Consider the following 11,757-nt stretch of genomic DNA (forward strand, 5'->3'; position numbering starts at 1 on the left):
CTGCGGTTGCACAGTGCTGCAAACGAGTGACGCAGTTCAAAGCGCCTCAAGCGTCTCCAGCAGCACCCGGACTTTGGTAAAGGTTTCCTGGTATTCAGCCTCGCAGTCCGAGTCGGCGACGATGCCGCCGCCGCCCCAGCAGGAGATTTGTCCGTCCTTGACCAGCAGACTGCGGATGGCAATCGAGCTGTCCATCTCGCCGCGCACATCCAGGTACACCAATGACCCGCAGTACAGGCTGCGGCGGGTCGGTTCCAGCTCGTCGATGATCTGCATGGCGCGGATCTTCGGCGCGCCGGTAATCGAACCGCCCGGAAAACTGCCGGCGATCAGGTCCAGCGCATCGTTGCCCGAGGCGAGTTCGCCGGTCACGCTGCTCACCAGATGGTGCACATTGGGGTAGCTTTCCAGGCTGAACAGTTCCGGCACCCGCACCGAGCCAATCCTGCAACTGCGGCCCAGGTCATTGCGCAGCAAGTCGACGATCATCAGGTTTTCCGCGCGGTCTTTCTCGCTGGCCAGCAGCGCTTCGGCGAATGCCGCGTCCTGCGCGCTGTCGGCGCTGCGCGGCCGGGTGCCTTTGATGGGACGGGTTTCCACCTGCCTTGAACTGACCTTCACGAAGCGCTCCGGGGACAGGCTCAGAATCGCATCGGTTCCCGACAGCGCCAGATACCCGGCAAACGGCGTCGGGCAGGCTGCCCGTAACGCACAATAGGCCGCCCATGGATCGCCAGCACACTGCGCCTGAAAACGTTGCGCGAAGTTGACCTGATAGCAATCGCCCGCCTGTATGTAAGCCTGAATCCGCTCGAAAGCCAGGCGATAGTCAGCCTCGCTGATACTGGCCTGAAACGGCTGGTTCAGCGAAAAAGACGCGCGTTGCTGCGCATGATCAGCCGTGAACAGGTCGATCAGCCGTAGGCGTTCGGCGTCGGCCAGCGCCGGGTGGAAAACCAGCTGGCTGGTTTTTTCCTGATGATCACTGATCAGTGCCCAGGCATAGAGCCCCAGCCGCGCTTCAGGCAGATGCAGGTCATCGCTGGCACGGTCAGGAAATGGCTCCAGACGTCGGCCAAAGTCGTAACTCAGGTAGCCGATCAGGCCGCCGGCAAAGGGCAGCGCACAGTCGGCAGGCAAGTCAGCATGCCCTAGCGATGCCAGGCTGTCGCGCAGGCGCTGAAGACAGGCTGTGCCGCTTTCGCCTTCAGCCGCAGTCAAGCTCTGCAAGGGCCAGGCGCTGAGCAGATCATGCCGTCCGCGCTCGGCAACCGGTCTGCCACTGTCGAGCAGAACCGCGCCCGGCGCCTGACAGATCCGCGAAAAGAACACGGCCGGGTCGGCGCTGTAGGGCAGGGGGTGTATCGAGCAGGTGAGCATTATCGACGTTCAGGTTTTGAGGGCGTTGCCGTGGATTGTGATTTTGGTGCCAAGTCTGTCCTGGAGGCTTGTCGGGCGTCGGCAGAACTCACGCTTTGGGCTATGTGGCCGAACAGTTCCTGGACGAAACTGACTCTTTCTTCGGCAGGCTCGACGCGCCCCTCGCTGGCCAGTTGTTCCAGTCGTGTTTCGACGGCTTGAGTACGAAGGGTCAGGCCATAATCATTGGCGATCTGGATATTCAGGCCGGGGCGGGCGTTGAGTTCCAGAATCAGCGGGCCTTTGTCCTTGTCCAGCACCATGTCCACGCCGATATAACCCAGGCCACACAGCTCGTAACACTCGGCCGCGAGCTTCATGAAACCATCCCAGTTCGGCAACTGCACGCCATTCACCTGCTGATCGGTGTCCGGATGCTTGCTGATGATGCTGTTCAGCCAGGTGCCTTGCAGGGTAATCCCCGTGGCCAGATCGACCCCGACGCCGATGGCGCCCTGATGCAGGTTGGCCTTGCCGCCCGACTGACGGGTCGGCAAGCGCAGCATGGCCATGACCGGGTAGCCCATCAGCACGATGATGCGGATGTCGGGCACGCCTTCGTAACTGATGCTTTTGAAGATAGGGTCTGGCACGACCCGGTATTCGATCAGCGCGCGGTCGCGATGGCCGCCCAGCGAATACAGACCGGTCAGAATGCTTGACACCTGATGCTCGATTTCCGAGTGGCTGATGATCCGGCCGGATACCGTGCGAAAACGCTCCTCGAAGCGGTCGGCAATGACCAGAATGCCGTCGCCGCCTGCGCCTTGAGCGGGCTTGATCACAAAATCGCTACGGCCAGCGATGATCTCGTCAAGGCTGTCGATTTCTTTTTCCGTAGAGATGACGCCATACATCTCCGGTACGTGAATGCCTGCCGCGATCGCCCGCTCCTTGGTGATGATCTTGTCATCGACGATCGGGTACAGGCTGCGCTTGTTGTACTTGAGCACGTAGTCGGCGTTGCGCCGGTTGATGCCCATGATGCCGCGGGCTTCCAGCGCCTTCCAGGTCTTCCACCAGCCGATCACTTGGCTTTTTCCTCTTTGAGGAAGGCCTTGAAGCGAATCAGCTCGGTCAGGCGATAACCACGGTATCTGCCCATCGCCAGCATGAAACCGACCAGCACCAGCAACACGGCTGGGAAAGTGAAGACGAAGTAGGTCAGTTCCGGCACGCTCATGATCAGGTGAGCCAGCGACGCCGCGAACAGCGTGCCGACGGCGACTTTCATGGCGTGGCTGCCACCGCGCTCTTCCCAGGTGATCGACAGGCGTTCGATGGTCATGGTCAGAATCACCATCGGGAACAGAGCCACCGATAGGCCTCGCTCCAGCCCGAGCTTATGGCTGAACAGGCTGATCGCGGCAATCAGCACCACGACGAAGGTCAGCACCACCGAAAGGCGCGGCAGCATCTGCAATTTCAGATGCTCCAGATAAGACCGCAGCGACAGCCCCAGCGCGGTAATCACGGTGAACAGCGCAATACCAAAGCCCAACTGCGTCTCGCGGAATGCCAGGGCGATCAGCACCGGGGTAAAGGTGCCCAGTGTCTGCAGGCCGATCAGGTTGCGCAGGATCAGAATGACCAGTACGCCAATCGGAATCATGACCATGATCATGAAAGTCTGCTGGGTTTGCAGCGGCAAGCCGTACAGCGAATAAGCCAGGAAGTCCGAGTCGGTACTGGCATCGGTGAGTTTGGCCAGGCGCATGGCGTTCATTTCACTGTTGTTCAGGCTGAACGTGACCTGCACTTTCTTGCCGCCCTCGGCAGTGACCAGATTTTCATCGCCGGTCCACCACAGCAGGCGATCCTCCGGCAGACCCGCTTCACCCGTGTCCGGGTTGAAATACAGCCATTCCTTGCCATTGAAGCTGCGCAGCCAGAGTTCCGGGGTCTGCGGCTGCTCGGCCTGCAAACGAATGGTGTGGGCTTTTTCCATTGGCACGTGCGCGATCGACAACAGCAGTTCGGTGATCTGGGCTTTCTTCGCCGCCGAGGTATCGCCCGCCATCAGCAGCTTGACGTTGTCATCGTTGAGGTTGTTGACGCGTTTGATTGCCTCGGTGATGAAGGTCTCGACATCTGCCGAGTGCTGACGAATGGGCGCAAGCAGCGCTTCGGCCGCAATTTTCTCAGGCCCGCCGACGGGCAGGCTGTCGCGGAAGATCGGGCCTTTGACCTTGGGTTTTTCGCCGCTGTAGCGTTTGGTCAGCACTAGCCGGTAATAAAGTGTCTGGTTGCCTTTGGCGCGGCGGGTCGACCAGGTGACGCGACGGTTGCCGTCTGCGCGATTGACGCTGACCCCGTAATTATTCGAGATGAAGCTTTCGTTCAGGCTGATGTAATCGTGGGCCAGCGGCGGCACGAACATCTGGATTTTCACCGAGTCCTTGGGGCTGGCGACGAATTCGACCTTGGCGTCGATATTCCACAGGTCGTCGGTTTCGTCTTCGGTCACCGGAATGCCGAGCGCCAGTATCTGATAGGCCGTGATCGCGATGCCCAGCGTCACCAGAGCAGTGATCAGGATCTTCAGATGGAGTGTAAGAGAGCGCATGAATTTACTCTGCGTTTAGAGCGACGGAAGCGCAGCCGGGCTTCCCTGCCGCGTATTTAAGACTGGGATCGACCAGCGCATCAAAGCGTTTCAAGGCTTCTGAGCCGATCAAAAGCGGGTATTGGAATGCACTTCGGTCAGTCAAGTTCACTTCTATGGTGCGTAAAACTTCACCCATGCAGACAGCCAGGCTGATCACCGGACGTGACGAGTGCGTGTTTTTATCGTCCGGGTCGAGATCGTCGGCGCGTCGTTTGATTTTGCTGACCCGGGCGAGCGGTCGTTCGATAGGGTGAATATGTTTGCTGTCGATGGCCAGATAGAAGCGCACCCAGCGCTCGCCGTTGCGTTTGAAAGGCTTGATGTCGCGGGCGCTCAGCGATGCGGTCTTGGCGCCGGTGTCGAGCTTTGCCGGGACTTCTACGTCGATGTCGATAAGCCTGGCGTATTCATTGAGGCCATACACCGTTTTGCTGGCAGCGAGGGTCACGGCGGGCAGAAACAGCAGGCAGAAGCATGCGGTAAGGGTAGTCAGTCTCATAAATCCTGGCGCGATGAGCAAAAAACCTTGGGAGTCAGGGCGCGAACGGGACGGGCCTGATAAGCGTGAGGCAGGCAGCTCGCAAACGCGGGCTCCCACACGGATCGCACTGTGCGGACGCGTCGCGCAGTCTAGCATGAAGCCCTCTGGGTGCCAGTGATCTGCCGGCGTCTCGGTTCAGATTGATTCAGAACAATGGGTCAACCGTTATCGGATGATTGTCGACAATCATGGGTTTTTCTTTGACTGAATCGCTGTTTATGACTAGATTTGCGTCTATGCAGTTAAAGAGTGTCGACAATGCTAAAGGCAGTCGAGAACGCAACGACAAGCACAGACGATTCGGAAACCCTGTCCGAGAACGTTTTCCGACGTATTCAGTCGGCGATTGTCAAAGGTGAAATCGCCCCGGGCAGCAAGATTTCCGAGCCCGAGCTGGCGCGCACTTACGGCATCAGTCGCGGTCCGTTACGCGAAGCGATCCATCGGCTTGAAGGTCAGCGGCTGGTGGTGCGCGTGCCGCACGTCGGCGCACGTGTGGTCGCGCTCAGCCATGCCGAACTGATCGAGCTTTACGAAATTCGCGAATCGCTGGAAGGCATGGCCTGTCGCCTGGCCGCCGAGCGTATGACCCAGGCTGAAATAGATGAGCTGCGCAGTGTGCTAGATACCCATGAGCGCGACGCGGCTTTTCAGGCGGGCATCGGCTATTACCAGCAAGAAGGCGATTTCGACTTTCATTACCGGATCATTCAGGGCAGCGGAAATCGCACCTTGAGTCAGATGCTCTGCGGCGAGCTTTATCAATTGGTGCGCATGTACCGCATTCAGTTTTCCACCACGCCCAACCGGCCGCGTCAGGCCTTTGCCGAACACCACCGGATTCTCGACGCCATTGCCGAGCGCGACGGCGAACTGGCCGAATTGTTGATGCGCCGCCACATCGGCGCATCCAGACGCAACATCGAGCGCCATTATCAGGCGGCTTCCCAGGCAACTTCCGACCGAGGTCAACAATGAGTTCCAACAACACTACTCCCGGCCAGCGTTTCCGTGATGCCGCCGCCCGCGAACAGCCATTGCAGGTGGTTGGCGCGATCAATGCCAATCACGCGCTGCTCGCCAAACGCGCCGGGTTCAAGGCTATTTACCTCTCGGGTGGCGGGGTGGCGGCGGGTTCGCTGGGGATTCCGGATCTGGGGATCACCGGGCTGGAAGATGTGCTGATCGATGTTCGGCGCATCACCGACGTGTGTGATTTGCCGCTGCTGGTAGATGTCGATACCGGTTTCGGTTCGTTGGCCTTTAACGTGGCGCGTACCGTGCGCTCGATGATCAAAGCGGGCGCTGCGGCGATTCATATTGAAGATCAGGTCGGTGCCAAGCGCTGCGGTCATCGCCCGAACAAGGAAATCGTTTCGCAGCAGGAAATGGTCGACCGCATCAAAGCGGCAGTCGATGCGCGAACCGATGACAGCTTCGTGATCATGGCGCGCACCGATGCGCTGGCGGTCGAAGGCCTGGAATCGGCGCTGGAGCGCGCTGCGGCGTGTATCGAAGCGGGCGCCGACATGGTTTTTCCGGAAGCGATCACCGAACTGGCGATGTACAAGCAGTTCGCCAACCGCGCGGGCGTTCCTATTCTGGCCAATATCACTGAATTTGGCGCCACGCCGCTGTTTACTGTGGATGAGCTGCGCGAGGCCGATGTGTCGCTGGTGCTCTATCCTCTTTCTGCTTTCCGGGCCATGAACAAGGCCGCGGAAAACGTCTACGGCGCGATCCGTCGCGACGGCAGCCAGAAAAACGTGATCGACACCATGCAGACTCGCATGGAGCTATACGACGCCATCGATTACCACACCTTCGAGCAGAAACTGGACGCGTTGTTTGCGCAGAAGAAGGGCTGATGGGCACAGAAAACGGTGGACGTGTGGGAGCGGACCGGGCGACGCTTCGCTTGTCCGCGAAGAGGCCCTACAGCCCACAGAAACAGGGTGTCTGGACTAACGTCTTCGTGAGCAAGCTCACTCCCACAGGATCTGTATTTCGCCATATGCGGCGGTTTTAGCCCCGCTTTTTGGGCTTGTCAGGGCTTGTGTACAACGATGAGCGCTCCGGCGTTGGCACGATAGCCAGACTCAGGCCAACATCAAAAAACAAAATGGGAGAACACCATGGCTGAAGCAAAAATATTGAGTGGTGCCGGGCTTCGCGGGCAAGTGGCCGGGCAGACGGCGCTGTCGACGGTGGGCATGGCCGGTGCCGGGCTGACGTATCGCGGTTATGACGTGCGCGAACTGGCCGCCGAGGCCCGCTTCGAGGAAGTCGCCTACCTGTTGCTGTACGGCGAACTACCAACGCAAAGCCAGTTGTCCGCCTACATGGACAGGCTCAAAAGCCTGCGTGATCTGCCGCAGGCCTTGAAAGAAGTGCTGGAACGCATTCCCGCCGACACTCACCCGATGGACGTCATGCGCACCGGCGCGTCGATGCTCGGCACGCTGGAGCCTGAACTGAGCTTTGATCAGCAGCGCGACGCCACTGACCGCTTGCTCGCCGCCTTCCCCGCGATCATGTGTTACTGGTATCGCTTCAGCCACGACGGCAAGCGCATCGACTGCACTACCAGCGAAGACTCCATCGGCGGGCATTTTCTGCACCTGCTGCTGGACAAGTCCCCCAGCGAATTGCATCGCAAGGTCATGGATGTGTCGCTGATCCTGTACGCCGAGCACGAATTCAACGCGTCGACCTTCACAGCCCGGGTGTGCGCATCGACCCTGTCGGACCTGTTCTCTTGCGTCACGGCAGCCATCGGCACCCTGCGCGGCCCGTTGCACGGCGGCGCCAACGAGGCCGCTATGGAAATGATCCAGCGTTTTGCCTCGGCAGACGAGGCGACCCAAGGCACGCTGGGCATGCTGGAGCGCAAGGAAAAGATCATGGGCTTCGGTCACGCCATCTATAAAGAGTCCGACCCGCGCAATGAGGTCATCAAGGGCTGGTCGAAAAAACTTGCCGATGAAGTCGGCGATACCGTGTTGTTCCCGGTCTCGGAAGCCATCGACAAGGTGATGTGGGATCAGAAAAAGCTGTTTCCCAACGCCGATTTCTACCACGCCTCGGCGTATCACTTCATGGGCATCCCGACCAAGCTGTTCACGCCGATTTTTGTCTGCTCGCGCCTGACCGGCTGGGCCGCGCACGTTTTCGAGCAGCGCGCCAATAACCGCATCATTCGCCCGAGCGCCGAATACATCGGCGTCGAACAGCGCTGCTTCGTGCCCATCGAACAGCGCTGAAAGGGGCAGGGGAGCCGCTGACGAGCTCCCCGTCCGTATTCCGAACACTCCGTGATCGAGTCCCGCAATGAACAGTGAATTCCGCAAACCGCTTCCCGGTACCCGACTGGATTATTTCGACGCCCGTGCGGCTGTCGAGGCGATCAGGTCCGGCGCCTATGCCACGCTGCCGTACACCTCGCGGGTGCTGGCCGAAAACCTCGTGCGCCGTTGCGATCCGGCAACCCTGACGGCGTCGCTGACACAACTCATCGAGCGCAAGCGCGACCTGGACTTTCCGTGGTTTCCGGCGCGGGTCGTGTGCCACGACATTCTCGGCCAGACTGCGCTGGTGGATCTCGCCGGGCTGCGCGACGCGATTGCCTCGCAGGGCGGCGATCCGGCGCTGGTCAACCCGGTGGTGCCGGTGCAACTGATTGTCGATCATTCGCTGGCTGTCGAGGCTGACGGCAACGATCCGCAGGCACTGGCCAAGAACCGGGCCATTGAAGATCGCCGCAACGAGGACCGTTTTCACTTCATTGACTGGACCAAACGCGCGTTCAAGAACGTCGAAGTGATCCCGCCCGGCAATGGCATCATGCACCAGATCAATCTGGAGAAAATGTCGCCGGTGGTGCAGGTGCTCGATGGCGTGGCATTCCCGGACACATTGGTCGGCACCGACAGCCACACCCCGCATGTGGACGCGCTGGGCGTGATCGCCATTGGTGTCGGCGGTCTTGAGGCTGAAAACGTGATGCTCGGACGGGCGTCGTGGATGCGTTTGCCGGACATCATCGGCGTCGAGCTGACCGGCCGCCGCCAGCCGGGTATGACCGCAACCGATGTGGTGCTGGCCCTGACTGAATACCTGCGCCAGCAGAAAGTCGTCGGCGCGTATCTGGAATTCTACGGTGCGGGGGCGTCGAGCCTGACCCTCGGCGACCGGGCGACCATTTCCAACATGGCACCGGAATACGGCGCGACCGCAGCGATGTTCTCCATTGACTCGCAAACCATCGATTATTTGCGCCTGACCGGCCGCGAAGACGAGCAGGTCAAGCTGGTCGAGCTGTACGCCCGGCATACGGGTTTGTGGTCGGAGAGCCTAAGTGAGGTGCATTACGAGCGCGTGCTGAGCTTTGACCTGTCCAGCGTGGTGCGTAACATGGCCGGGCCGTCCAACCCGCATGCGCGGGTGGCGACTGCCGATCTGGCCGCCAAAGGCATTGCCGGGCAGTGGGACGAGGTGCCGGGGCAGATGCCGGATGGCGCAGTGATCATCGCGGCGATCACCAGTTGCACCAACACCAGCAACCCACGCAACGTGATATCGGCAGGTCTGCTGGCGCGTAATGCCAACCGCCTGGGGCTGAACCGCAAACCCTGGGTGAAATCCTCGCTAGCACCCGGCTCGAAAACCGTGGCGTTGTATCTGGATGCTGCGGGGCTGACGTCCGAGCTGGAGCAGCTGGGTTTCGGCGTGGTGGCGTTTGCCTGTACCACTTGCAATGGGATGTCTGGCGCGCTGGATCCGCAGATCCAGCAGGAAATCATCGACCGTGACCTTTACGCCACGGCAGTGCTGTCCGGCAACCGCAACTTCGACGGGCGCATTCATCCTTACGCCAAACAGGCGTTTCTGGCCTCTCCGCCATTGGTGGTGGCTTACGCGATTGCCGGGACCATTCGTTTCGATATCGAGAACGATGTGCTGGGCGTCGCCGACGGCAAGGAAATCCGCCTCAAGGACATCTGGCCCAGCGACGAAGAAATCGACGCTGTGGTGCAGGCGTCGGTCAAGCCTGAGCAATTTCGTCAGGTGTACATTCCGATGTTTGCCATCGACGAACATACCGGGCCGAAGGTCGAGCCGCTGTATGACTGGCGCCCGATGAGTACCTACATTCGTCGCCCGCCGTACTGGGAAGGCGCGCTGGCCGGCGAGCGCACGCTCAAGGGTATGCGCCCGCTGGCGGTGCTGCCGGACAACATCACCACCGATCATTTGTCGCCGTCCAACGCCATCATGCTCGACAGCGCGGCGGGTGAATACCTGGCGAAAATGGGCCTGCCGGAGGAGGATTTCAATTCCTACGCCACCCACCGCGGCGATCACCTGACCGCCCAGCGCGCGACGTTTGCCAACCCGCAGCTGGTCAACGAAATGGCGGTAGTCGATGGCAAGGTGAAAAAAGGTTCGCTGACCCGCCTGGAACCGGACGGTCAGGTCACCCGCATGTGGGAAGCCATCGAAACCTACATGGCGCGCAAGCAGCCGTTGATTATCATTGCCGGTGCTGACTACGGTCAGGGCTCGTCCCGCGACTGGGCGGCCAAAGGCGTCAGGCTGGCGGGTGTCGAAGCGATTGCAGCAGAAGGTTTCGAGCGCATTCACCGGACCAATCTGGTCGGCATGGGCGTATTGCCACTGGAATTCAAGCCGGGCACCAGTCGCCTGACCCTGGGGATTGATGGCAGCGAGACCTTCGACGTGATCGGCCAGCGCACCCCGCGCTCCATGTTGACGCTGGTGATCCGGCGCAAGAATGGCGAACGGATTGAAGTGCCGGTGACCTGCCGTCTGGATACCGCTGAAGAACTCTCTATTTATGAGGCTGGCGGCGTGTTGCAGCGCTTTGCCCAGGATTTTCTGGAGGCTACGACCGTGGCTTGATCGTCATATATAAGTCTCGCGGAAGCGATCGCCGCCTCGGTCCCACAAAGCTTTGAACAGGACAACGAACTCATGGCTCACTCACCACAGATCCGAATCCCCGCCACCTACATGCGCGGGGGCACCAGCAAGGGTGTTTTCTTCAGGCTGACTGACCTGCCGCCAGCCGCGCAAACGCCCGGCCCGGCAAGGGATGCGCTGCTCTTGCGAATCATCGGCAGCCCCGACCCCTACGAAAAGCAGATCGACGGCATGGGCGGGGCGACGTCGAGCACCAGCAAGACGGTGATCGTGTCGCGTAGCAGCAAGCCCGATCACGATGTCGATTACCTGTTCGGTCAGGTGTCCATCGACAAGCCGTTCATCGACTGGAGCGGCAATTGCGGCAATCTGTCGGCGGCCGTGGGCTCGTTCGCCATCACCAGTGCGCTGATCGACGCCAGCCGTGTGCCGCAGAACGGCATCGCCATCGTGCGTATCTGGCAGGCCAACATCGGCAAGACCATCATCGCCCATGTGCCAATCAGCAACGACGAGGTGCAGGAAACCGGCGATTTCGAGCTGGATGGCGTGACCTTCCCGGCAGCGGAGGTGCAACTCGAGTTTCTTGACCCTGCGGCGGATGAAGAGGGCGCCGGTGGCTCGATGTTTCCCACCGGCAACCTGGTGGATGACCTGCACGTGCCCGGTCTCGGCACGTTGAAAGCCACCCTGATCAACGCTGGCATTCCGACCATTTTCATCAACGCCGCTGATATTGGCTACACCGGCACCGAGTTGCAGGGTGATATCAACGCCGATCCGCTCGCCCTTGCCCGGCTGGAGACCATTCGCGCCTACGGTGCGGTGCGCATGGGGCTGATCGGCAGCATTGATGAAGCCGCCACGCGCCAGCACACGCCCAAGGTCGCCTTTGTCGCCGCGCCTGCCGATTACGTTTCCTCCAGTGGCAAGCCTGTCGCCGCGCAGGATATCGACCTGCTGGTGCGCGCCGTATCGATGGGCAAACTGCATCACGCGATGATGGGCACCGCTGCCGTGGCAATTGGCACGGCCGCCGCCATTCCCGGCACGCTGGTCAGTCTGGCCGCCGGTGGCCAGGCGCGCAGCGCGGTGCGCTTTGGTCACCCGTCCGGCACGTTGCGGGTCGGGGCGCAAGCCCTTCAGGACGAGGATGGCTGGAAAGTCACCAAAGCCCTGATGAGTCGCAGCGCCAGAGTCTTGATGGAAGGCTGGGTGCGGGTGCCGCAGCAGGGCGACTGAAGCC

9 protein-coding genes are annotated in these 11,757 nt (G+C 60.6%); 5 read left to right on the top strand and 4 right to left on the bottom strand.

The features are described from left to right. Positions 1–36: 36 nt before the first annotated feature. The 4 genes from pabB to rloA are packed head-to-tail and all read right to left on the bottom strand — an operon-like array spanning position 37 to position 4,526. Positions 37–1,380: an aminodeoxychorismate synthase component I gene (gene pabB / locus ABJ99_RS19580; RefSeq protein ID WP_054087213.1), complete on the bottom strand. Its 1,344-nt coding sequence runs from the start codon at positions 1,378–1,380 to the stop codon at positions 37–39. Then, positions 1,380–2,450, bottom strand: coding sequence for an alpha-L-glutamate ligase-like protein (locus ABJ99_RS19585; RefSeq protein ID WP_054087214.1), 1,071 nt, complete (start codon positions 2,448–2,450; stop codon positions 1,380–1,382). Before ABJ99_RS19585 ends, pabB begins: the two co-directional genes overlap by 1 nt. Then, positions 2,447–3,985, bottom strand: a complete 1,539-nt coding sequence (rloB, locus tag ABJ99_RS19590; protein WP_054087215.1) for an osmotic stress tolerance membrane protein RloB — start codon at positions 3,983–3,985, stop codon at positions 2,447–2,449. The genes ABJ99_RS19585 and rloB overlap by 4 nt, the downstream gene beginning before the upstream one ends. Positions 3,986–3,989: 4 nt before the next feature. Beyond that, positions 3,990–4,526 (bottom strand): retropepsin-like aspartic peptidase RloA, encoded by a 537-nt coding sequence (rloA, locus tag ABJ99_RS19595; protein ID WP_054087216.1) that lies wholly within the window; start codon positions 4,524–4,526, stop codon positions 3,990–3,992. A 300-nt stretch (positions 4,527–4,826) separates the two neighbouring features. Here rloA and ABJ99_RS19600 point away from each other — a divergent pair, with 300 nt between their 5' ends. The 5 genes from ABJ99_RS19600 (at position 4,827) to prpF (ending at position 11,753) form a co-directional block, all read left to right on the top strand. Further along, positions 4,827–5,546, top strand: a complete 720-nt coding sequence (locus ABJ99_RS19600) for a GntR family transcriptional regulator (protein WP_054087217.1) — start codon at positions 4,827–4,829, stop codon at positions 5,544–5,546. After that, a complete protein-coding gene (gene prpB, locus ABJ99_RS19605) occupies positions 5,543–6,436 on the top strand; it encodes a methylisocitrate lyase (protein ID WP_054087218.1) in 894 nt (297 codons plus the stop codon). The genes ABJ99_RS19600 and prpB overlap by 4 nt, the downstream gene beginning before the upstream one ends. Before the next feature lie 267 nt (positions 6,437–6,703). Continuing rightward, positions 6,704–7,831, top strand: a complete 1,128-nt coding sequence (gene prpC, locus ABJ99_RS19610) for a bifunctional 2-methylcitrate synthase/citrate synthase (protein WP_054087219.1) — start codon at positions 6,704–6,706, stop codon at positions 7,829–7,831. A 67-nt stretch (positions 7,832–7,898) separates the two neighbouring features. Continuing rightward, complete coding sequence (acnD, locus tag ABJ99_RS19615) at positions 7,899–10,490, top strand: Fe/S-dependent 2-methylisocitrate dehydratase AcnD (protein ID WP_054087220.1); 2,592 nt, start codon at positions 7,899–7,901, stop codon at positions 10,488–10,490. A gap of 72 nt (positions 10,491–10,562) precedes the next feature. Next, the gene (gene prpF, locus ABJ99_RS19620) at positions 10,563–11,753 is read left to right on the top strand and encodes a 2-methylaconitate cis-trans isomerase PrpF (protein ID WP_054087221.1); all 1,191 of its coding nucleotides are present in this window, start codon (positions 10,563–10,565) and stop codon (positions 11,751–11,753) included. Positions 11,754–11,757 lie beyond the last annotated feature (4 nt).

This window comes from Pseudomonas syringae pv. cilantro (genome assembly GCF_001293775.1).
Taxonomy (GTDB): domain Bacteria; phylum Pseudomonadota; class Gammaproteobacteria; order Pseudomonadales; family Pseudomonadaceae; genus Aquipseudomonas; species Aquipseudomonas syringae_P.

Bases quoted from the DNA above. Each gene is read 5' to 3' on its own strand.
- rloB (WP_054087215.1), bottom strand. From the start codon at position 3,985: ATGCGCTCTCTTACACTCCATCTGAAGATCCTGATCACTGCTCTGGTG.
- prpB (WP_054087218.1), top strand. From the start codon at position 5,543: ATGAGTTCCAACAACACTACTCCCGGCCAGCGTTTCCGTGATGCCGCC.
- ABJ99_RS19600 (WP_054087217.1), top strand. From the start codon at position 4,827: ATGCTAAAGGCAGTCGAGAACGCAACGACAAGCACAGACGATTCGGAA.
- rloA (WP_054087216.1), bottom strand. From the start codon at position 4,526: ATGAGACTGACTACCCTTACCGCATGCTTCTGCCTGCTGTTTCTGCCC.
- acnD (WP_054087220.1), top strand. From the start codon at position 7,899: ATGAACAGTGAATTCCGCAAACCGCTTCCCGGTACCCGACTGGATTAT.
- prpF (WP_054087221.1), top strand. From the start codon at position 10,563: ATGGCTCACTCACCACAGATCCGAATCCCCGCCACCTACATGCGCGGG.
- pabB (WP_054087213.1), bottom strand. From the start codon at position 1,380: ATGCTCACCTGCTCGATACACCCCCTGCCCTACAGCGCCGACCCGGCC.
- prpC (WP_054087219.1), top strand. From the start codon at position 6,704: ATGGCTGAAGCAAAAATATTGAGTGGTGCCGGGCTTCGCGGGCAAGTG.